This is a genomic window from Sideroxyarcus emersonii (assembly GCF_021654335.1).
In the GTDB taxonomy this organism is placed as follows: domain Bacteria; phylum Pseudomonadota; class Gammaproteobacteria; order Burkholderiales; family Gallionellaceae; genus Sideroxyarcus; species Sideroxyarcus emersonii.
In genome coordinates this window covers 1,439,612-1,461,474 of the sequence record NZ_AP023423.1, presented here as the reverse complement: position 1 = coordinate 1,461,474, position 21,863 = coordinate 1,439,612, and the positions used below count along the sequence as shown (strand labels likewise).

Below are 21,863 nucleotides of genomic sequence, written 5' to 3'. Positions count from 1 at the left end.
AACCGGTGAAGCCAGGCGCATCCAGAAGGGATGCCAGAGGGTCAGAAAACGATGGACTCAATGCCGTCCAGGGAACGGCAAGGCGCGCATTATACTCAGCGACGGAATAAAAGCCAGCGTTATGTTGGGGGTCTGGAAGACATTGGACCAGGCCTGGATTGCGAGTATATTTGCGCCGGAACATCGATTGAATGCAGATTGCTGGTTTCGCGATGGGGAGAACGGGGATGAAATGGCATATTGTGGCGTTTGCCGCATTGCTGATCGCCGGTTGCGGCAAGCAGCAGGAAGAAACCTATCAACCAGTCTTTTCCGAACGCGGTGCAAACGAGCCTAGGGAGTATGTCGTGGGCATCCATCCCCTGCACAACCCAAAGCGCATGGTCGAGGTATACGGCCCGCTCATCGACTACCTTAATACGGCCGTTCCCCAAGCTCGTTTCCGGCTGGAAGCTTCGCGCAATTATGAAGAGTTCGAGAAGCGGCTCTACGGCGGGCAATTCGATTTTGCCATGCCCAATCCCTACCAGACCGTGCGTTCGCTGAAATACGGCTACCGCGTATTCGGCAAGATGGGAAACGACGAAATGTTCCGCGGCATCATCCTGGTGCGCAAGGACTGCGGCATCCGCAAGGTGGCAGATCTCAAGGGCAAGGCAGTGTCATACCCGGCCTTGTCTGCGTTAGCGGCAACGATCATGGTGCAGTATTATCTGCACACGCACGGCATCAACGTGAACAAGGACATCGAGAACCTGTATGTCGGTTCGCAGGAATCTTCCATCATGAACGTATTGCGCGGCCATGTGGCGGCAGGGGCGACGTGGCCTGTCCCATGGAAGACTTTCCAGCAGGAAAATCCTGAGATGGCGGCGCAACTGGAAGTCAAGTGGCAGACCGGGACATTGCCGAACAACGGCTGGGTGGTGCGCGACGATATCCCGCCAGGACTGGCTGCGAAAGTAGGCAAAGCGCTGGTTGACCTGAAACAGGCTCCGGAGGGACGCGCGATGCTGGAAAGAATGGGCATCACCGGATTTGAGCGGGCCGGCAACGAGACTTATGACCCGGTGAGGCAATATCTCAAGGTCTTTTCCGAAACCGTGCGGCCCGTCGAATACTGATGAAGATCGGCAAACACATCAGCCTGTTGTGGCGAGGGTCGATACGGAGGCAGCTGATCCTCGGCTTTGCTCTGGCTTCGCTCGCATTGATGCTTGGCTTCGGTTACCTGACGCTGGAACAGCAGCGAGAGGCCCTGTATCGGTCCTCCGAAGAACGCGCTTCGTCGCTGGCCCATGCGCTCGCCATCAGCGGAACCTCATGGGCCGTGGCGAATGACCTGATGGGCTTGCAGGAGGTGGTGCAGGGATTCGCCCGGACGCAGGATCTGCAACGGGCGTATTTCGTGAATACGCACGGTGAGGTTCTGGCCTCAACCAATCCGGACGAAGTCGGATTCTTCGTGACGGACAAGGTGAGCCGCGACATGCTGGTTTCTTCCGCCAGGGACCAGAGCATACTGGTGAACCAGCAGAACCTGATCGTCGTGGCGCATCCGGTGATGGCCGAAGGCAGGTTGCTGGGTTGGGTACGGGTGGAAATGTCGCGGGATACGGTGAACGCAAACCTGTCCGCGCTGACCCGAACCTGGGCAGAGTTCATCCTGATCGCGGTGCTGGCAGTGTCGCTCATTGCGCTGGTGCTGGCGCGGAGACTGACGCGCGGCCTGGATCATCTGATGCAGGTCGCTGCCGCAGTCGAGCAAGGCCTGGGCAAGCGTCGTTCCGACATCGGCCGGCTTGACGAGATTGGGGTACTGGCGCGCCATCTCGACAGCATGCTGGATGCACTCGACCAGCAGAGGAAGGTGATACATGAAAGCGAGGCGCGCTACCGTTTCCTCGCCGACAACATTTCCGATGTGATCTGGATCGCGAATCTGGAGACCAAGACCTGGGTGTATATGAGTCCCTCGGTCGAAAAATTGCTTGGCTACAGTGCGGAAGAGGTGATGGCAATGCCCTTCGCCCAATTGCTGTCGGCCGATTCCCAGGCCAATGTGCGGGAATGGATAGCCGAGCGCAGCCAGGCGTTTCTGGACGGCAGTGAAGGGGATCACGTGTATACGGACGAGGTCGAGCAGTATTGCCGCAACGGCGATAAGTTGTGGACCGAGGTGACGACGCATTTCGCCAGAAGCGATGCGGGCGAACTGATCCTGCTTGGGGTGACGCGCAACATCACCGAGCGCAAAAGGGCAGAAGAACAGATACGCAACCTGGCTTTCTACGATGCGTTGACGCAATTGCCCAATCGCCGCCTGCTGCAGGATCGCTTCAACCAGGTACTGTCGGCCTGCAGGCGCAACAACCGCTATGCGGCACTGATGTTCATCGACCTGGATAATTTCAAGCCGCTGAACGACGAACATGGGCACGATGTGGGCGATATCCTGCTGGTCGAAGTGGCACACCGCATCGTCGGCTGTGTGCGAGAAGTCGATACGGTTTCGCGTTTCGGCGGCGACGAATTCATCGTGATGTTGAGCGAGCTGGACGCCGACCGGACGATCTCGATGACTCAGGCCAGTGTGGTCGCCGAGAAGATCCGGCAATCGCTGGGCGAGGTTTACCGGCTTGGTGTGGCGCAAAGTGACGGCCGGCCGGACCGCGTCATTGAGCATCACTGTACCGCCAGCATCGGCGTGGTGCTGTTCAGCAATCACGGCGCCACCCAGGAAGACCTCATCAAGCTGGCCGATGCGGCCATGTATCAGGCCAAATCTGCCGGCCGCAACCAGGTGTATTTCGCTGACATATAGTTGTCATATGGATGGCCTTGCTCTGTGCTAGAATGCGCCCCCTTTGAATTCTGCACAGGTAGTACGACATGTCCCGCGCCCTTCGCAACATCGCCATCATCGCCCACGTTGACCACGGCAAGACCACTCTCGTCGACCAGCTCCTGAAACAGAGCGGCACCTTCCGCGACAACCAGAAAGTGGATGCCCGCGTGATGGACAGCAACGATCTGGAAAAGGAGCGCGGCATCACCATCCTGGCGAAGAATACCGCCATCGAATACAACGGCACCCACATCAACATCGTCGACACCCCGGGACACGCCGACTTCGGCGGCGAGGTGGAGCGCGTGCTGGGCATGGTGAACGGCGTGCTGCTGCTGGTGGATGCGGTGGAAGGCCCGATGCCGCAGACCCGCTTCGTGACCAAGAAAGCGCTGGCGCTGGGCCTGAAGCCCATCGTGGTGATCAACAAGGTCGACCGCCCGGGTTCGCGTCCGGATTGGGTGCTGGACCAGACTTTCGACCTGTTCGACAAGCTCGGCGCCAACGATGAACAGCTCGATTTCCCGGTGATCTACGCTTCCGGCCTCAACGGCTGGGCTTGCCTGAACCTGAACGACGCTCCCTCCAAGGGCGGCAACGCTTCCGACATGAACCCGCTGTTCGACACCGTACTGAAGCACGTGCCGACACCTCCCGGCGATCCTGAAGCCCCGTTGCAACTGCAACTCGCCGCGCTGGACTACTCCACTTTCACCGGGCGCCTGGGCGTCGGTCGCGTGCTGAACGGACGCATCAAGCCCGGCCAGCAAGTGGTGGTGATGAATCACGAGAAGCAGGTCGGCTCCGGCCGTATCAACCAGGTGCTGGGTTTCCAGGGGCTGGATCGCGTGCCGGTGGAAGGCGCCGAAGCAGGCGACATCATCATCATCTCCGGCCTGGAAGACATCGGTATCGGCGTCACCATCTGCGACAAGGACAAGCCGGTCGGCCTGCCCATGCTGACGGTGGATGAGCCGACGCTGACCATGGACTTCATGGTGAACACCTCGCCGCTGGCGGGCACCGAAGGCAAGTTCGTCACCAGCCGCCAGATCCGCGACCGCCTGACCAAGGAACTGCTGACCAACGTCGCTTTGCGCGTGGAAGACACGCAGGATGCAGACGTATTCCGCGTCTCCGGCCGCGGCGAACTGCACCTCACCATCCTGCTTGAGAACATGCGCCGCGAAGGTTTCGAGATGGCCGTGGGCAAGCCGCGCGTGGTTTACAAGGAGATCAACGGCGAGAAATGCGAGCCGTACGAGAACCTGAGCATCGACCTGGAAGACGAACATCAGGGCGGCGTGATGGAAGAGATCGGCCGCCGCCGCGGCGAACTGACCAACATGGAATCGGACGGCCACGGCCGTACCCGCCTGGAATACCACATCCCGGCGCGCGGCCTGATCGGTTTCCAGTCCGATTTTATGACCATGACGCGCGGCACCGGCCTGATGAGCCATGTGTTCGACGATTATGGTCCGACCAAAGCCGACCTGCCGGGGCGTCACAACGGCGTGCTGATCTCGCAGGAAGACGGCGAAGCGGTGGCCTATGCGCTGTGGAACCTGGAAGATCGCGGCCGCATGTTCGTGTCCCCTGGCGACAAATTGTATGAAGGCATGATCATCGGCATCCACAGCCGCGACAACGACCTCATCGTCAACCCGATCAAGGGCAAGAAGCTCACCAACGTGCGCGCTTCCGGTACCGACGAAGCGGTGCGTCTGACCACCCCGATCAAGTTGACCCTGGAATCGGCCGTGGAATTCATCGATGACGACGAACTGGTGGAACTGACCCCCAAATCCATCCGCATCCGCAAGCGCTACCTGAAGGAACATGAGCGCAAGCGCGCGACAAAATCCGAATAAATCGGGATGGACGGTCTTCAATGACAAAGGGCGCGCAAGCGCCCTTTGTCATTTCATCTTGATTTATACTGCCTGCTCGTTCACGACAGGAGAAGAGCTATGAAAAGACCGCTTTATTTCATTGGCCTCATGTTTGTTGTCGCGGCAGCTCATGCCGAGGTGCAGGGAAAGGAAGTCAGCTATGAAGCCGACGGCACCAGGCTCAAGGGGTATGTCGCCTACGACGACGCGGTACAGGGTAAGCGTCCGGGCGTACTGGTGGTGCACGAATGGTGGGGCCTCAACGATTACGCGCGCAAGCGCGCCCGCATGCTGGCGCAGCAGGGTTACACCGCACTCGCGCTCGACATGTACGGCAACGGCAAGATGGCGCACCATCCGGACGATGCGCAGAAGTTCTCCAGCGAAGTAAGCCAGAACGAAGCCTTGGCCAAGGCACGCTTCGAGGCCGCACTTGCGCTGCTCAAGCAACAGAAGACGGTGGATGCCGACAACATCGGGGCCATCGGCTATTGTTTCGGCGGATCGGTGGTGCTGAACATGGCGCGCCTCGGCGAGCCGCTCAAGGTGGTGGAGAGCTTCCACGGCGGGCTGAAGACATCGCATCCGGCTGAGCCGGGCGTGGTGAAGGCGCGCCTCGCCTCATTCACCGGCGAGGCCGATCCGTTCATCCCGGCCGAACAGGTCGCGGCATTCCGTCAGGAGATGGAGAAGGCCGGCGTTACTCCTCTGGTGGTGACCTATCCGGGGGCAATGCACAGCTTCACCAGTCCGGATGCGGACAAGCTGGGCAAGGAGTTCAAGTTGCCGATGGCCTACGATGCTGCCGCGGACAAGGATTCCTGGAGCAAGGGCATGGCGCTCATGAGCGAAGCGTTCAAGGCTAAATAGCAATTTGACTGGTAAGTGATATGACGCTGGACGTAATTCTGATCGTTGCCGCGCTGGTGTTGCTGGCCGTGCTGTTGGCGATGCAGTTCAGGCAGCCCGCACGGGCTGCGCAGATGCTGGAGCAACAGCATCGCGCCATGCTGACCGACCTGCATGATGGCCTGAACAAGCAGGGTGATCGCCTGATCGCGGCACAGGCAGCCGAATCGGAACGGCTGCGCGCTGCCGTGAGCGAAGAATTGCGCGCCACCCGCGATGCGATCAATACGCTGCAAGCCAGGCAGGACGGCCTGCGCAGCGAGATGCTGGCGCAGACGCTGGCGAAGCTGGCGGAGCAGGGCCGTGCCGATCAGGAACTGATCCAGAACTCGTTCCGCAATGCCACCCAACACCTGGCAACCAGCATCGAGACGCTGAGCAAGACGGTGGACGGTCGTCTGGAGCAGATCGGCGGCAAGGTCAACGAGCGGCTGGATGAGGGTTTCAAGAAAACCAACGAGACGTTCGTCAGCGTGATGGCGCGGCTGGCGACCATCGACGAAGCGCAGAAGAAGATCGACGGCCTCACCACCAATGTCGTCAGCCTGCAGGAGTTGCTGGGCGACAAGCGCTCGCGCGGCGCGTTCGGCGAGGTGCAGCTGGAAGGGCTGGTGCGCAACATCTTGTCGCCGCAGGCTTATGAGATGCAATACACTCTGCCCAACGGCAGCCGCGCCGACTGCGTGCTGAAGCTGCCGGAACCGACCGGCATGGTGGCGGTGGATTCCAAGTTCCCGCTGGAAAACTATCACCGCATGTTCGACGCGGCGAGCCCGGCGGAAAAACTGGTGGCGGAAAAACAGTTCAAGGCCGACGTGAAAAAGCATGTGGACGACATCGCCGGCAAATACATCATCCCGGATGTGACTTCGGATGGTGCAGTGATGTTCATTCCTGCGGAGGCAGTGTTTGCCGAGATCCATGCGCATCATTCCGATATCGTCGATTACGCCATGCAGCGCCGGGTGTGGATCGTTTCGCCGACCACGCTGATGGCGGTGCTGAATACCGCACGTGCCGTGATGAAGGACGTGGAGACGCGCAAGCAGGTGCACATCATCAAGGACGAACTGGGCAAGCTGGGCAAGGAATTCGGACGCTTCGACGAGCGCATGAAGAAGCTGGCTGACCACATCCGCCAGGCACATGAAGACGCGCAGGATGTGCGCACCACCAGCCAGAAGATTTCCAAACGCTTTACCAGCATAGAACAGGTGGAACTGGAGCATATTGCTGCCCTGCCGCCCGATATTACGGCAGCTGATCTCTGAATGACTCTTGGGGAGTAAAGCAATGGCGAACCCGACTCATACATGGAAATTCTTCCGCGCCGGCGGGTTCGACCAGGTGCAACTGGATAATGGTGCCGACCTGCTCGCGTTACCCCGGCTCGATCAAAAGCTGTGGGTGGCTTTGAGCTGTCCGACGCGCGGAATCGAATTCGATAACCGCACGCTGGATATGATCGATGCCGACGGTGACGGGCAGGTGCGTGCCAACGAGGTTCTGGCTGCGATCAGCTGGGCCGGTGCGCTGCTGAAGAATCCCGAATTGCTGGTGAATGGCGCGGATAGCCTGGCGCTTGCCGACATCGCGGACGACAGCGAAGAAGGCAAACAGGTGCTGGCTTCCGCGCTGCATATCCTGAAGAGCCTGGGCAAACCGCAAGCAACCTCGATATCGCTGGCGGATATGGCGGATATCGAGAAGTTCCTGGCCGGTTTGCAGTTCAACGGCGATGGCGTGATCTGTGCCAAACAGATCGCGGACACTGCGCTGAGCGCGACGGTCAACGACATCGCGAAGACATCAGGTTGGCTCGCCGACATGAGCGGCGACAACGGCATCAGCCAGGAGATTTCCGACAGGTTCTTTGCCGATGCCAGGGCTTATGCGGCCTGGTATGCGCGAGGCGAGGCCGACGCAACGGTATTGTTTCTGGGCGCGGACAGCCGGGCTGCGGCAGAAGCGTTGCAGGCGGTGCATGAAAAAGTCGACGACTATTTCACCCGCTGTCAGCTGGCGAGCTACGACGCACGTGCCGCAGCACCATTGAGCCGCTCCGTCGAGGATTACCAGCAGTTGGCTGCGAAAACATTGTCTGCCCGAAATGAAGAAATGGCCGGCTTTCCGCTGGCAACCATATCGGCGGACAAACCGTTGCCTTTGATTGCAGGGATCAACCCAGCCTGGCACGCCAAAGTCGAAGCGTTGCGTGTACATGTAGTGCAGCCCTTGCTGGGCGACAAGCCAGGCATCACGGCGGCCGAATGGACGGCGTTATGTGCAAGATTTGCGACTTACGATGCATGGCAAAGCGCGAAACCCGCATCGCCGGTAGGCGAACTCGGCATCGCCCGCCTGCGCGAGATGCTTGCCAGCGATCATCAGGCTCGGATCGATGCGCTCATTGCGCAGGACAAGGCAGTCGAGTCCCAGATCAAGTCCATCCGTTCGGTGGAGCGCCTGATCCGCTATCGGCGCGACCTGTTCCGGCTGGCGAACAATTTCGTGTCGTTCCGCGAATTCTATTCCGGCAAGCAGAAAGCAATCTTCCAGGCTGGTACGCTCTACCTGGATGGTCGCAGTTGCGAGCTGTGTATCAAGGTAGAGGACGTGAATGCGCATGCCACCTATGCCAACACCAGCGGCGTGTGCCTGGCCTACTGCGAGCTGGTGCGCAACGGCGGATCCGAAAAGATGAATATCGCTGCCGCATTCACGGCGGGAGATTCGGATTTCCTGATGGTAGGACGGCATGGCGTGTTCTACGACCGCAAGGGACAGGATTGGAATGCCACCATCGTGCGCATCACCGATCACCCCATCAGCATCCGCCAGGCATTCTGGTCGCCCTACAAGAAAGTATCCAGGGTCATCAGCGAGCAATTGCAGAAGTTCGCCGCATCCAAAGCCAATGCGGTACAGGAAAAGATGGTCAAGGCGGTCGTGGAGAGCGGCAGCAACGCCGTTGCTGCGGTACCCGGTGTGCCGCCCAAAGTGCCTTTCGATGTCGCCAAGTTCGCCGGTATCTTTGCCGCGATAGGATTGGCGATCGGCGCCATCGGCGGAATCATCGCCTCCATCGTCAGTGGTATATTCAGCCTGAAGCTATGGCAAGTGCCATTGGCTGTGGCAGGCCTGATGCTGGCAGTTTCAGTCCCCTCCATGTTGCTGGCCTGGTTCAAATTGAAACGCCGCAACCTTGGCCCCATCCTGGACGGCTGCGGCTGGGCGATCAATGCCAGGGTACGCATCAACATCCCGTTCGGCACCTCGTTGACGGCCTTGCCCAGTCTGCCAGCAGGTGCACATCGCTCGCTGGTCGATCCGTACGCGGAAAAGAAGCCGTTGTGGCCTTATATCGTTATCCTGTTGCTGATTGCAGCGCTGGCGTGGGCCTGGCAGGCAGGATATTTTTCTTGATGGATTTGCATAGAGTAACTCGATGAAGATCGCAATCGCACAGATCAATTGTACCGTTGGCGACCTGGCCGGCAATGCCGCCAGGATTGCGGATTATGCGCAGCGCGCCAAGGCACAGGGCGCGGACCTCCTGCTTACGCCGGAACTCGGGCTATGCGGCTACCCTCCCGAGGATTTGTTGCTGCGCGACGGCTTCTACCATGCTTGCGATACAGTGCTGCGCGAGCTGGCGCAGCGGGTGCAGGGCATCACCGTGCTCGTCGGCCATCCGCACAAGGTCGGCAAATCCTGCTACAACGCGGCTTCGGTCCTGCGCGACGGTGCCATTGTCTCCACCTATCACAAGCATTCGCTGCCGAACCACAGCGTGTTCGACGAAGAGCGCTATTTCACCCACGGCAACGAGGCGTGCGTGATTGAGATGGGGGGCGTCAAATACGGCATCATCATCTGTGCCGACGTCTGGCACGAGCATGCGCCATTCCGTGCCAGGGAAGCGGGGGCGCAAGTCCTGCTGGTATTGAATGCCTCGCCGTACCACTTCGACAAGCAGGCCACGCGCTATGAGACCATCCGCGAACGCATCGGCGAGATCGGCGTGCCGGTCATCTATGCCAATCTGGTGGGCGGGCAGGACGAACTGGTATTCGATGGCGCCTCCTTCGTCATGGATGAAGACGGCGAGCTGACGCACCAGTTCCATGCTTTCGAAGAGGTGCTGGGCTTTGTCGAGATGCAGGGAAGCAAGCCGATCCCAGGTGTATGCGAGAACGTGGTGAAGGACGAGGCCAGCATCTACCGCGCCCTCTGCGTCGGCGTGCGCGACTATATCCAGAAGAACCGTTTCCCCGGTGTGCTGCTGGGCCTGTCCGGCGGCATCGACTCCGCGCTGACGCTGGCCGTGGCGGTCGACGCGCTGGGCGCGGACAAGGTGCTCGCCGTGATGATGCCGTCGCCGTACACCGCGCAGATCAGCATCGACGATTCGCGCGAGATGGTGAAACTGCTCGGTGTGCGCTACGAAGAGCTGGATATCGTGCCGACTTTCGATGCGCTGCAGCAGACGCTGGCGCCGATGTTCCAGGGCCTGCCCGCGGATACCACCGAAGAGAACCTGCAGGCGCGCATCCGCGGCACGCTGCTGATGGCGATCTCCAACAAGACCGGCTCGCTGGTGCTGACCACCGGCAACAAGTCCGAAATGACGGTCGGCTACTGCACGCTGTATGGCGACATGGCGGGCGGTTTTGCAGTGATCAAGGACGTGAGCAAGACCTGGGTGTATCGCCTGGCCAGGTGGCGCAACGCGCAGGGGCATGTGATCCCCGAGCGCATCATCACGCGGCCGCCCAGCGCCGAGCTGAGGCCGGACCAGACCGACCAGGACAGCCTGCCGCCGTACGATGTGCTGGATGCGATCATGGCCTGCTATGTCGAGAAGAACATGAGCATCCCCCAGATCGTGGAGCAGGGTTATGCCGAAGCCGACGTGCTGCGCGTGGTGAAGCTGATCCGCATGGCCGAATATAAGCGCCGACAGGCACCCGTCGGGGTGCGCATCACGGATCGCGGCTTCGGCAAGGATTGGCGCTATCCGATCACAGTACGTTATCGAGACGACTTTTAGTTATACTTGCAGCAAACATTCCGGGAGAACAATATGAAAAAGATCGAAGCCATCATCAAACCGTTCAAGCTCGATGAAGTTCGTGAAGCTTTATCCGAGTTGGGGGTGAGCGGGCTGACAGTCACCGAGGTCAAAGGTTTCGGGCGCCAGAAAGGGCATACCGAGCTGTATCGCGGTGCGGAATATGTGGTGGACTTCCTTCCCAAAATCAAGGTTGAAGTGGTGATCAGCGCCGCCATGCTGGATGCGGCGGTCGAAGCCATCGTCAAGGCGGCCAATACCGGCAAGATCGGCGACGGCAAGATTTTCATCACCCCGGTGGAGCAGGTTATCCGCATCCGTACCGGCGAGACCAACGAATCGGCGCTGTAACTGCCCCGACTACTGTGCCCGGCGGGATCTTTGAATGTCGATCTGCCGGCAAAACCCTTCCGCTCGGCCCAGCCTGAATGAGCCTGATTCTGCTCAAACGCAATGAGATCGTGGCCGGCATGCCGGCCCCCTGGCCTATATACGACCAGAATTACACGCTGCTGCTGGGGCGGGGTGAGCTTGTCCGGGATGAGGCGCACATCGATGCGCTGCTGGCCGGCGGTGCCTGCCACGAATTGTCGTGGGACGTGCCGGAAGGCGAGCAGCCGGAAGAACGTCAGCCGGTGCAGGAAGAGCCGCTTGCCAGATCATCCGGCGCCAATGGAACGAAGACAGCTTTCACTTTCGAGGACTTGAATCTGAAGGTGGAAGACAAGCTGCAGCTCGAACCCCCGGCGCAGCTCACTCGCGAACGCTTCACCGTCAAAGTGATCGGATTCCTGCGCGGAACCAGTTTGCTGGTCACCATGCCGATCACCGCCAATGGCCTCAGGCTCCAGCTCCTAGAGAAGGAAAAATTGGTGATGCGCTCTTTTTCTGGGCAGAATGCTTTCGGATTCGCCTGCACCATCGAGCGGATCATCAAGATTCCCTTTGAATACATGCATCTGTCGTTCCCGGAGCAAATCCAGGGCATCATGATCCGCAAAGCGCCGCGCGTAAAAACGCGCATCATCGCGGCAGTGCGCGACAGCAAATCTGCAGAGGCGGAGCAGGTGTCGGCGCTCATCTCGGATATCAGCGCCAACGGCGTGTCACTGGAGGCCAAGGCTGCGCTTGGCGAAAAAGGCGATATCCTCAACCTGTCATTCCGTGTACAACTGCACAATATCGATGCCTACCTGTCCCTGAAGGGGATCATCCGGGCCATCTCTACCGCCGATGCTGGCGACTCCGCAAGAACGGGCATGGTGCGCCACGGTATCGAATTTCAGGATTTGCCGCCCAATGACAGCGTCATCCTGCAGAGCCTGATCTATCAACAGATGATCGAAAACCCGCACAAGTTGGCGTAGGCGGGATCAGCAAGCGGAGTTTCAGACGGTTCGCCATGCCCGTTCCCGCGACGGGAGGACTTCCGCCCGCTTTCGCAATCCCGAATCCAGCCGTTGAGTCGAAGCGCCGCTTCGGTTACAATGCGCGCCCTGTTTATCCGGCAACCGCGGGATAAACGGTAATTCGCACACTCGTTCATGTTGGGGTGTCCCTTCTGGGGATCAGGCTGGCGGGTGGAAGACTTAACCCTTAACGATTGGAGTAATCAAATGGCTGTAACTATGCGTCAAATGCTGGAGGCGGGTGTCCATTTCGGTCACCAGACCCGTTTCTGGAATCCCAAGATGGCCCCCTATATCTTCGGCCATCGCAACAAGATTCATATCGTCAACCTGGAAAAGACCGTCGTGATGTTCAACGACGCGCTGAAGGAAGTACGCAAGATCGCAGCGAAAAAGGGCACCATCCTGTTCGTTGCTACCAAGCGTCAGGCGCGCGAGATCATCCGCGAAGAAGCCCAACGCTGCGGCTCTCCCTTCGTCGACCACCGCTGGTTGGGGGGCATGCTGACCAACTTCAAGACTGTGCAGACCTCCATCAAGCGCCTGCGCGACCTGGAAGCAATGATCGAAGACGGCAGCATTGAAAAAGTCTCCAAGAAAGAAGGCCTGATGTTGCGCCGTGAACTGGAAAAGCTGGATCGCAGCCTGGGCGGCATCAAGGATCTGCAAGGCCTGCCTTCCGCCATCTTCGTGATCGACGTCGGCTACCAGAAAGGTACCGTTACCGAAGCGCAGAAACTGGGTATCCCGGTCATCGGCGTGGTGGACACCAACCATAGCCCGCTGGGCGTGGACTACGTGATCCCGGGCAACGACGACTCCAGCCAGGCGATCCGCCTGTACGCGCGCGGCGTGGCCGATGCGATCCTGGAAGGTCGCGAGCAGGCACTGAACGATCTGACCGCACAAGTCGCTGAAAGCGCCGCATAAACGGCCTTCCCGCAACGAGGGGGCGCAAGCCCCCTTTTTTGTAACCTGAATTTAGTTGAAATCATTAGGAGTGTGACATGGCAGAGATCACCGCAGGTATGGTGAAAGAACTGCGCGAGGCGACTGGCCTCGGCATGATGGAATGCAAAAAGGCGCTGGTCGAGACCAACGGCGACGCCAAGGCGGCAGAAGAGCTGCTGCGCATCAAGAGCGGTGCGAAGGCCAGCAAGGCAGCTTCGCGCGTGACGGCAGAAGGCGTGATCGGTTCGTTCCTGGCGGCAGACGGCAAGACCGGCGCCGTGGCGGAAGTGAACTGCGAAACCGATTTCGTGGCCAAGAACGACGATTTCATGGCGTTTGCCAGGAACGTGGCGCAAACCGTGGCGCAAAAGAATCCCGCAGACATCGATGCGTTGCTGGCATTGCCTATCGCCAACGGTTCCGATACGGTCGAAGAGACCCGCAAGGCGCTGGTGATGAAACTGGGCGAAAACCTGTCCGTGCGCCGTTTCGAGCGCTATGAAACGACCTCCGGCAAGCTGGCGACCTACCTGCACGGCAACAAGATCGGCGTGATAGTGAACTTCACCGGCGGCGACGAGTCCTTGGGCAAGGATCTGGCGATGCACATCGCCGCGAGCAAGCCGAAGTCGGTCGATGCATCGGGCGTGAATCCGGAAGACATCGCCACCGAGCGCCGCATCGCGATCGAGAAGGCCAAGGAATCCGGCAAGCCGGAAGCGATGCTGGAAAAGATCGCCGAAGGTACCGTGCAGAAGTTCCTCAAGGAAGTCACGCTGCTCGGCCAGGTGTTCGTCAAGGCCGAGGACGGCAAGCAGACCATCGAACAGTTGCTGAAGAACAAGGGCGCTTCGGTGACCGCCTTCCAGATGTTCATCGTCGGCGAAGGCATCGAGAAGAAAGTGGAAGATTACGCTGCTGAAGTCGCCGCCGCTGCCGCTGCCGCGAAAAAAGGCTAAGAGGAAACGATACCCATGACCGCTCCCGCCTACAAGCGCATCCTGCTCAAACTCTCCGGCGAAGCCCTGATGGGCGACGACAGCTACGGCATCAACCGCGCGGTCGTCGAGCGCATCGTGGCGGAGATCAAGGAAGTGTCCGGGCTGGGTGTGGAAGTGGCGATGGTGATCGGCGGCGGCAACATCTTCCGCGGCATGGCACCTGCCGCTGCGGGAATGGACAGGGCGACCGCCGATTACATGGGCATGCTGGCCACGGTGATGAACTCGATGGCATTGCAGGACGCGATGACGCGCGCCGGGCTGGAATGCCGGGTGCAATCGGCGTTGAGCCTGGAGCAGGTGGCCGAGCCGTTCATCCGCGGCAAGGCCCTGCGTTATCTGGAAGACGGCAAGGTGGTGATCTTCGCGGCGGGTATCGGCAGTCCGTTCTTCACCACCGATACCGCTGCTGCCTTGCGCGGGGTGGAGATGTCCGCCGATGTGGTGATCAAAGCCACCAAGGTGGATGGCGTATACACCGCCGACCCGAAGAAAGACCCCAAAGCGACGCGATACCAGAAGGTGAGCTTCGATGAGGCCATTGGCAAGGACTTGAAAGTGATGGATGCGACAGCGCTGACGCTGTGCCGCGACCAGAAGCTGCCTATCATCGTGTTCAGCATCTTCAAGGAAGGTGCATTGAAACGGGTGGTGATGGGGCAGGACGAAGGAACTCTCGTACACTGTGATTGAATAGAAATCCGAATTTCATCGCCAGCTGGCGGCTCGCGCCTTGCCCGGCCGGGAAATTTGAATTTTTGTAAGCATCCTTGATGGAGAATGAAGATGATTGCTGACATCAAAAAGAACGTCGAACAGAAGATGCACAAGTCGCTGGAGGCATTGAAGGCGGACCTGGGCAAGATCCGTACGGGTCGCGCGCATACCGGCATCCTGGACCATGTGATGGTGGACTACTACGGCAATCCGACGCCGGTGAACCAGGTGGCGAACGTCACGCTGACCGATGCGCGCACCATCGGTGTGCAACCTTACGAGAAGAACATGGTTGGCCCGATCGAAAAGGCGATCCGCGACTCCGATCTGGGCCTGAATCCGGCCACCAACGGTGACTTGATCCGCGTGCCGATGCCGATGCTGACCGAAGAGCGCCGCCGCGACCTGATCAAGGTGGTCAAGAGCGAGGGCGAGAATGCCAAGGTCGCCGTACGCAACATCCGTCGCGATGCGAACGAACAGCTCAAGAAACTGCTCAAGGACAAGGAAGTCGGCGAAGATGAAGAGCGTCGCGCGCAGGAGGAGGTTCAGAAATTGACCGACCGTTTTGTCGCCGAGATCGATAAATCCTTGCAAGCCAAAGAAGCTGACTTGATGGCGATATAGGCGAGCCGTCGATACGATAATGGCGTTGCCCTTCTTCAGTTCCACCCGCACCATCCCCGACATCACTGCTGTCCCGCGTCATATCGCCATCATCATGGATGGCAATGGGCGCTGGGCGAAGCAGCGCCTCATGCCTCGCGTCATGGGGCATCAGCGTGGCGTGGAAACGGTGCGCGAAATGGTCAAGGCCTGTCGCCAGATGGGGGTCGAATATCTCACGCTGTTCGCCTTCAGCAGCGAGAACTGGCGCCGCCCTGCCGACGAGGTCTCGTTCCTGATGCAGTTGTTCCTGAAGATGCTGGAGCGTGAAGTGAACAAGCTGCACGAGAACAACATCCGCCTGAAGGTTATCGGCGATCGCAGCCGCTTCGATGCCGAACTCGTGCGCCATATCGAGGCAGCCGAACATCTTACGGCGGGCAACACCAGTCTGACCCTGACCATCGCGGCCAATTACGGCGGGCGCTGGGACATCATGCAGGCGATGCATGCGCTGAGCCAGGCGCATCCGGAGCGAGCCACCGCGTTTGCCGAGGAAGAACTCACCCCTTATCTTTCCATGCACTATGCCCCCGAACCGGACTTGTTCATCCGTACCGGCGGGGAACAGCGCATCAGCAATTTCCTGCTGTGGCAACTGGCCTACACGGAACTGTATTTCACCGACACCTTATGGCCGGCGTTCGACCGGGCAGCGCTGGAGGCGGCCATCCAGTCATACCAGAAGCGCGAGCGCCGTTTCGGGCGTACCAGCGAACAATTGAGCGAGGACAAGAAGAATGCTTAAACAACGCATCATTACAGCCAGCATATTGTTTGCCTTGTTCCTTGGCGCGCTGTTCGGTTTGCCCACGATAGGCTGGCAAGGACTGGTGCTGCTCATGGTGGGGCAGGGCGCGGTGGAGTGGGCGCGCCTGTCGGGCTTGAAAGGCCATGCCGCCTCGGCCTATTGGTTGTTCACCCTGGCGACGATGGGCGGCATGATGTGGTTCGACGGTAGCGTGGCGCCAAGCCAGCAGAGCTTGCTGCATCTGGCCTGGTATTCCCTGGCCGTGCTGCTCTGGGTGCTGGTGGTCCCGGCCTGGCTGATCGCAGGATGGCGCCCGCAGAGCCGCTGGTTGCTGGGCGCGGTCGGATGGGTCGTGCTGTTGCCGACGGGATTGGCGATGCTCGATCTGCGCGCATTCAGCCCCTGGGTGCTGCTGTTCGTGATGACGGTGGTGATGATGGCGGATATCTCGGCCTACTTTGCCGGCAAGCGCTTCGGCAAGAACAAGCTGGCCCCGGCCATCAGCCCCGGCAAGACCTGGGAAGGGGTGGCAGGCGCAATGCTCGGCGTGACGGCCTATGTGATCGTCGTGGTCTGGTCGAGCGGGCTGTACAAGCACTATCCGCTGTTCCCGGGGATCATCGTTGCCGGATGGTGGTGGGTGGCGCTGGCAGTGATCGGTGACCTGTTCGAATCCGCCATCAAGCGCCAGGCTGGCGTCAAGGATAGCGGCGCGTTGTTGCCGGGACACGGCGGGTTGCTGGATCGTATCGATGCATTGACCTCCACGCTGCCGTTCGCGGGCCTTGCGCTGATCCTGCAAAGGCTGGAATGAACACGCTTACGCGCCTCACTGTACTCGGTTCCACCGGCAGCATCGGCAAGAGCACGCTGGATGTGGTCGCACGTCATCCGGACAGATACCGGATCGTTGCGCTCACCGCGCAACGGCAGGACGAACTGCTATTCGAGCAATGCCGGCGTTTCCAGCCCGTTTACGCGGTGCTGCTGGACGAGGGGGCGAGCGAGCGATTGAGCAAACGGCTGGCTGCGGCCGGAATCGACACCGAAGTGCTGTGCGGCACGGCGGCACTGGAACGGGTCTCGACCTTGTCGGAGGTGGATGCCGTGATGGCGGCCATCGTCGGCGCAGCGGGCATGCCGCCGACCCTGGCGGCAGCGCGAGCCGGCAAGAAAATCCTGCTGGCCAACAAGGAAACGCTGGTGCTGGCCGGGCATCTGTTCATGGAAGCGGTGCACCGCAGCGGCTCGGCCCTGTTGCCCATAGACAGCGAACACAACGCCATCTACCAGGCCTTGCCGCGCGGATATGCCGGAGACATGAAGCAAAGCGGCGTACGCAAGATCCTGCTGACCGCGTCCGGCGGTCCGTTCCGCAACGCCACCCTGGAACAGCTGCAGCATGTCACGCCGGAGCAGGCCTGCGCGCATCCGAACTGGAGCATGGGGCGCAAGATATCGGTGGATTCGGCCAGCATGATGAACAAGGGGCTGGAAGTGATCGAGGCGCACTGGCTGTTCAATGCGCCCGCCGACGATATCCAGGTGGTGGTCCATCCGCAGAGCGTGATCCACTCACTGGTGCAATACGTCGACGGCTCGGTGCTGGCCCAGCTCGGCAATCCCGATATGCGTACTCCCATCGCCTATGCCCTGGCTTATCCCGAGCGCATCGATGCCGGGGTGACGCCGCTCGACCTGTTCCAGGTGGCAAAACTCGATTTTGCCGCCCCGGATTTCAGCCGTTTTCCCTGCCTGGCGCTGGCATATCAGGCATTGCGGGCAGGCGGGACGATACCCGCCTTGCTGAACGCGGCGAACGAAGTGGCCGTCGCCGCCTTCCTGGAGCGGCGCATCTCCTTCCTCGACATCCCGCGCCTGATTGAAAACGTGCTGGGCGAAGTGGCGCGCGCCGAAGTGCATGCCTTGCAGGATGTGCTCGATGCCGATGCCGCAGCACGTTGCGCAGCGCAGGAGTGGATTGGGCGATGAGCACCTTGCTTGCATTCGTCGTCGCGATCGCTATCCTGGTGGTGTTCCACGAGCTTGGGCACTATGCGGTGGCGCGTTTGTTCGATGTGAAGGTGCTGAAATTCTCCATCGGCTTCGGCAAATCCATCTACTCCAGACGCATAGGCCGCGGCGAGACCGAGTGGGTGATTTCCGCGATCCCGCTCGGCGGTTACGTCAAGATGCTGGACGAACGCGAAGAGGAGGTGCCCGAGCACGAGTTGCCGCGGGCCTTCAACCGCAAACCGGTATGGCAGCGCATGGCCATCGTGGTGGCCGGCCCGGTCGCCAACCTGCTGCTGGCGGTTGCCCTGTATTTCGTCCTGCTGGTCCACGGGATACCCGGCATCAAGCCGCTGCTGGGCGAGATCGCGGCAAATTCCCCGGCGGCAACGGCTGGCCTGCAAAGCAAGCAGACGATCGTCAGCATCAACGGCCAGCCGACGCCGAGCTGGCAGGAGATACGCTGGATCCTGCTCGATCTGGTGTTGCAGCAGAAGGCCGCCAACTTCGAATTGCAGGACAGCCAGGGAGGCAGGTCGTTCCGGGTGATGGAGGTGAGCAGCCTGACGGCAAGCGACCTGGACGGCGATTTCATGCAGAAACTCGGCCTGCAGCCCTATCAGCCGCCGGTCTATCCAGTCATCGGCAAGCTGGTCGAAGGCGGAGAAGCGCAACGTGCCGGATTGCAGGTAAACGACCGGGTGCTGAGGGCGGATGGACGGGATGTCGCGCTGTGGGATGACTGGGTGAACCTGGTTCGCAGCCATCCCGGCATGCCGATGGAGGTGAAGATCGAGCGCGCAGGTACCATTTTGAAACTCAGTCTGACACCCGCGGTCATCGACGAGGGCGGCAAGAAGATAGGCCGTATCGGCGCGGCGGCCATGATCGACAAGCCCGCATTCGAGGCGATGCTGACCAGGGTGCGTTACCCGCTCCGGGCCGCTTTTCCCGAGGCACTGCGCCGGACTTGGGAGACCGCCATGGTGAGCCTGAAGATGATGGGCAAGATGGTGCTGGGTGAGGTGTCGTTGAAGAACCTCTCCGGTCCCATTACCATCGCCGACTATGCCGGACAGTCGGCACAGATGGGGATCGGGGCCTATATCGGATTCCTCGCCCTGATCAGCATCAGCCTGGGCGTGTTGAATCTGATGCCCATACCTTTATTGGATGGCGGCCATTTGCTGTATTATTCCGTGGAATTGCTCAAAGGCAGCCCGGTTTCCGAGGGGGTGTGGGAAGCAGGACAAAGAGTAGGGATTGCACTGTTGGTTACCATGATGGCTTTTGCGTTGTATAACGATATCAGCCGCCTGATTTTAGGTTGAACACAATAATGAATTTGATAAAACTGGCGGGTTTGTTTCTGTTGTTGTACAGCACATCTGTTTTGGCGATCGAACCGTTCACCATCAAGGATATCCGTGTTGAAGGTGTCCAGCGGACCGAACCGGGTACGGTGTTCAGCTATCTGCCGGTCAAGGTGGGCGACGTCATGGATGACCAGCATGCGACCGCATCGCTGCATGCCTTGTTCGCTACCGGGTTTTTCAAGGATATCGAACTGAGGATGGAGGATGGCGTCCTGATCGTGGTCGTGAAAGAACGGCCGACCGTGGCCAGCGTTGAAATCACTGGCGTGAAAGAGTTTCCCAAGCAGCAATTGATCGATAACCTCAAGTATGTGGGGCTGGCGGAAGGGCGCATCTTCGACAAATCGGCGCTGGAGAAATCCGAAAACGAATTGAAGCGCCAGTACATTGCGCGCGGCAAATACTCCGTGGTGGTGAAAACCGTGGTGAAAGACCTGGAACGCAACCGCGTGGCGGTAAGTTTCAACGTGGAAGAGGGCGGCTCTTCCAAGATACGGCGCATCAATATCGTGGGTAACCAGGTATACAGCGAGAAAGAACTGATCGGCGTGATGCAGCTTACCACCCCGGGCTGGTTCACCTTCTTTACCAAAAACGACCAATACTCCAAGCAGAAGTTGTCTGCCGACATGGAGAGCCTGCGTTCTTACTACATGAATTCCGGTTACATGGACTTCAACATCGAATCGACGCAAGTGTCGATCTCGCCGGACAAGAAAGACATCTATATCACCCTGAATATTTCGGAGGGTGAGAAATACACGGTTTCGGACGTCAAAGTGGCGGGAACCCAGGCTGTGCTCACGCACGACGAGATACTCAAACTGATCAATCTCCACCCGGGCGATGTATTCTCGCGCGATGCCGTCACCGAATCCACACGCAAGATATCGGAACGTCTCGGCGAAGAAGGCTATGCATTTGCCAACGTGAATGCGGCACCCGACGTGGATAAGGAAAAACACCAGGTGGCATTCACCTTCGTGGTCGACCCCATGCAGCGCGCCTACATCCGGCGCATCAACATCACCGGCAATGACAAGACCAGGGACGAAGTCATACGCCGCGAGTTCCGCCAGATGGAAAGCGGCTGGTTCTCCACCTCCAAGATCAAGAAATCCAAGCAGCGCGTCGACAAGCTGGATTACTTTTCCGAGGTGAATCTCGATACTTCGCCGGTACCGGGAACCAGCGACCAGATGGATGTCAACATGAAGGTCACCGAGAAAACGACCGGCAGCTTCCAGATCGGCGCGGGTTACAGCAGTCTGGAAAAAGTGACGCTGATGGGCGGCATCACGCAGGCCAACGTATTCGGTACCGGTAACGTGCTGTCCACACAGGTCAATACCAGCAGGTTCAACCAGGTCTATTCGGTCAACTATACCAACCCTTACTACACCGACGATGGCATCAGCCGGGGATTCAACTTCTATAAGCGCAGGACCGATACCACCATGCTGGCGATCATGAGCCAGTACACGTCGGATACTTATGGCGCAGGAGTCAGTTATGGAATCCCGATCAACGACGACGAGATGTTCCATCTGGGCGTGTCGCTGGAGCAGACCACGATCGGCCTGACTCCCTATAGTCCTCCGCAATTCACAAGTTACATCAACACCTTCGGTCCGACGAACAAGAATGAGATAGGTAATATTGGCTGGTCGAGAGATACGCGCGACAGCGCAATCTATACTACATCCGGAACGATACAACGCTCTTTCATCGAATTCAGCATCCCTTCGTCCGACCAGCGATATTACAAATGGACCTATCAGAATCAGTGGTTCCATGGGCTCACGCGCAATCTGACCCTGATGACGAATGGGGATGTCGGGATCGCGGGCGGATATGGTGGAATGCCACTTCCATTCTTCAAGAACTTCTATGCAGGCGGTGTTGGTTCGGTGCGCGGTTATGATCCGAATACCCTGGGTCCTCGCGACATGTACGGATTCTCGATGGGCGGTAACAAGCGCCTGGTGGGGAATGTCGAGCTGATGTTCCCGATGCCGGGGATGGAAAAAGATCCCTCGGTGCGACTGAGTGCATTTGTAGATGGCGGTGAGATAATAGGCTCCGGCGGACAGACGCCGGGAACAGATGGGATGCGCTATTCTTCCGGTATCGCGTTGACCTGGTTCTCTCCGGCGGGACCGCTTAAACTGAGTTGGGCGCGGCCTTTGAACAATCAGCCGCAAGACAACATACAGCCTCTCCAGTTCACCTTGGGCTCGATGTTCTGACCTA

The 21,863-nt window shown here is 59.4% G+C and carries 18 protein-coding genes; all 18 read left to right on the top strand.

Annotation, left to right across the window (positions count from 1 at the left end; all coding sequences use genetic code 11):
• Positions 1–227 precede the first annotated feature (227 nt).
• Positions 228–1,124, top strand: a complete 897-nt coding sequence (locus L6418_RS07100; RefSeq protein WP_237246228.1) for a phosphate/phosphite/phosphonate ABC transporter substrate-binding protein — start codon at positions 228–230, stop codon at positions 1,122–1,124.
• Complete coding sequence (locus L6418_RS07095) at positions 1,124–2,824, top strand: diguanylate cyclase (RefSeq protein ID WP_237246227.1); 1,701 nt, start codon at positions 1,124–1,126, stop codon at positions 2,822–2,824. Before L6418_RS07100 ends, L6418_RS07095 begins: the two co-directional genes overlap by 1 nt.
• A 68-nt stretch (positions 2,825–2,892) precedes the next feature.
• On the top strand, positions 2,893–4,722 hold the full coding sequence (typA, locus tag L6418_RS07090; protein WP_237246226.1) for a translational GTPase TypA: 1,830 nt from the start codon (positions 2,893–2,895) through the stop codon (positions 4,720–4,722).
• 99 nt (positions 4,723–4,821) lie between these two features.
• Complete coding sequence (locus L6418_RS07085; protein WP_237246225.1) at positions 4,822–5,613, top strand: dienelactone hydrolase family protein; 792 nt, start codon at positions 4,822–4,824, stop codon at positions 5,611–5,613.
• 20 nt (positions 5,614–5,633) lie between these two features.
• Entirely contained in the window at positions 5,634–6,923 is a 1,290-nt protein-coding gene (locus tag L6418_RS07080) for a DNA recombination protein RmuC (protein WP_237246224.1), read from the top strand.
• Between the two features lie 22 nt (positions 6,924–6,945).
• A complete protein-coding gene (locus tag L6418_RS07075; protein ID WP_237246223.1) occupies positions 6,946–9,078 on the top strand; it encodes a hypothetical protein in 2,133 nt (710 codons plus the stop codon).
• 22 nt (positions 9,079–9,100) lie between these two features.
• Positions 9,101–10,705 (top strand): NAD+ synthase, encoded by a 1,605-nt coding sequence (locus tag L6418_RS07070; protein ID WP_237246222.1) that lies wholly within the window; start codon positions 9,101–9,103, stop codon positions 10,703–10,705.
• A gap of 33 nt (positions 10,706–10,738) precedes the next feature.
• Positions 10,739–11,077 carry a P-II family nitrogen regulator gene (locus L6418_RS07065; RefSeq protein WP_237246221.1) on the top strand — a complete coding sequence of 113 codons (339 nt, stop codon included), beginning with the start codon at positions 10,739–10,741 and terminating at the stop codon, positions 11,075–11,077.
• Between the two features lie 77 nt (positions 11,078–11,154).
• A complete protein-coding gene (locus L6418_RS07060) occupies positions 11,155–12,093 on the top strand; it encodes a flagellar brake protein (RefSeq protein WP_237246220.1) in 939 nt (312 codons plus the stop codon).
• Positions 12,094–12,342: 249 nt separating this feature from the next.
• Complete coding sequence (rpsB, locus tag L6418_RS07055; RefSeq protein WP_237246219.1) at positions 12,343–13,065, top strand: 30S ribosomal protein S2; 723 nt, start codon at positions 12,343–12,345, stop codon at positions 13,063–13,065.
• Between the two features lie 77 nt (positions 13,066–13,142).
• A complete protein-coding gene (tsf, locus tag L6418_RS07050) occupies positions 13,143–14,045 on the top strand; it encodes a translation elongation factor Ts (RefSeq protein WP_237246218.1) in 903 nt (300 codons plus the stop codon).
• 15 nt (positions 14,046–14,060) lie between these two features.
• Positions 14,061–14,780, top strand: a complete 720-nt coding sequence (gene pyrH, locus L6418_RS07045; RefSeq protein WP_237246217.1) for a UMP kinase — start codon at positions 14,061–14,063, stop codon at positions 14,778–14,780.
• Positions 14,781–14,873: 93 nt separating this feature from the next.
• Positions 14,874–15,431, top strand: a complete 558-nt coding sequence (frr, locus tag L6418_RS07040; RefSeq protein ID WP_237246216.1) for a ribosome recycling factor — start codon at positions 14,874–14,876, stop codon at positions 15,429–15,431.
• A 19-nt stretch (positions 15,432–15,450) separates the two neighbouring features.
• Positions 15,451–16,218, top strand: coding sequence for an isoprenyl transferase (locus tag L6418_RS07035; RefSeq protein ID WP_237246215.1), 768 nt, complete (start codon positions 15,451–15,453; stop codon positions 16,216–16,218).
• Entirely contained in the window at positions 16,211–17,035 is an 825-nt protein-coding gene (locus L6418_RS07030; protein WP_237246214.1) for a phosphatidate cytidylyltransferase, read from the top strand. The genes L6418_RS07035 and L6418_RS07030 overlap by 8 nt, the downstream gene beginning before the upstream one ends.
• Positions 17,032–18,213: a 1-deoxy-D-xylulose-5-phosphate reductoisomerase gene (gene ispC / locus L6418_RS07025; protein ID WP_237246213.1), complete on the top strand. Its 1,182-nt coding sequence runs from the start codon at positions 17,032–17,034 to the stop codon at positions 18,211–18,213. Before L6418_RS07030 ends, ispC begins: the two co-directional genes overlap by 4 nt.
• On the top strand, positions 18,210–19,565 hold the full coding sequence (gene rseP / locus L6418_RS07020; RefSeq protein ID WP_237246212.1) for an RIP metalloprotease RseP: 1,356 nt from the start codon (positions 18,210–18,212) through the stop codon (positions 19,563–19,565). The genes ispC and rseP overlap by 4 nt, the downstream gene beginning before the upstream one ends.
• A gap of 8 nt (positions 19,566–19,573) precedes the next feature.
• Complete coding sequence (bamA, locus tag L6418_RS07015; protein WP_237246211.1) at positions 19,574–21,859, top strand: outer membrane protein assembly factor BamA; 2,286 nt, start codon at positions 19,574–19,576, stop codon at positions 21,857–21,859.
• Positions 21,860–21,863: the final 4 nt, after the last annotated feature.

Coding starts and splice junctions, on each gene's coding strand:
- L6418_RS07100 (WP_237246228.1), top strand. CDS start 228: ATGAAATGGCATATTGTGGCGTTTGCCGCATTGCTGATCGCCGGTTGC.
- L6418_RS07095 (WP_237246227.1), top strand. CDS start 1,124: ATGAAGATCGGCAAACACATCAGCCTGTTGTGGCGAGGGTCGATACGG.
- typA (WP_237246226.1), top strand. CDS start 2,893: ATGTCCCGCGCCCTTCGCAACATCGCCATCATCGCCCACGTTGACCAC.
- L6418_RS07085 (WP_237246225.1), top strand. CDS start 4,822: ATGAAAAGACCGCTTTATTTCATTGGCCTCATGTTTGTTGTCGCGGCA.
- L6418_RS07080 (WP_237246224.1), top strand. CDS start 5,634: ATGACGCTGGACGTAATTCTGATCGTTGCCGCGCTGGTGTTGCTGGCC.
- L6418_RS07075 (WP_237246223.1), top strand. CDS start 6,946: ATGGCGAACCCGACTCATACATGGAAATTCTTCCGCGCCGGCGGGTTC.
- L6418_RS07070 (WP_237246222.1), top strand. CDS start 9,101: ATGAAGATCGCAATCGCACAGATCAATTGTACCGTTGGCGACCTGGCC.
- L6418_RS07065 (WP_237246221.1), top strand. CDS start 10,739: ATGAAAAAGATCGAAGCCATCATCAAACCGTTCAAGCTCGATGAAGTT.
- L6418_RS07060 (WP_237246220.1), top strand. CDS start 11,155: ATGAGCCTGATTCTGCTCAAACGCAATGAGATCGTGGCCGGCATGCCG.
- rpsB (WP_237246219.1), top strand. CDS start 12,343: ATGGCTGTAACTATGCGTCAAATGCTGGAGGCGGGTGTCCATTTCGGT.
- tsf (WP_237246218.1), top strand. CDS start 13,143: ATGGCAGAGATCACCGCAGGTATGGTGAAAGAACTGCGCGAGGCGACT.
- pyrH (WP_237246217.1), top strand. CDS start 14,061: ATGACCGCTCCCGCCTACAAGCGCATCCTGCTCAAACTCTCCGGCGAA.
- frr (WP_237246216.1), top strand. CDS start 14,874: ATGATTGCTGACATCAAAAAGAACGTCGAACAGAAGATGCACAAGTCG.
- L6418_RS07035 (WP_237246215.1), top strand. CDS start 15,451: ATGGCGTTGCCCTTCTTCAGTTCCACCCGCACCATCCCCGACATCACT.
- L6418_RS07030 (WP_237246214.1), top strand. CDS start 16,211: ATGCTTAAACAACGCATCATTACAGCCAGCATATTGTTTGCCTTGTTC.
- ispC (WP_237246213.1), top strand. CDS start 17,032: ATGAACACGCTTACGCGCCTCACTGTACTCGGTTCCACCGGCAGCATC.
- rseP (WP_237246212.1), top strand. CDS start 18,210: ATGAGCACCTTGCTTGCATTCGTCGTCGCGATCGCTATCCTGGTGGTG.
- bamA (WP_237246211.1), top strand. CDS start 19,574: ATGAATTTGATAAAACTGGCGGGTTTGTTTCTGTTGTTGTACAGCACA.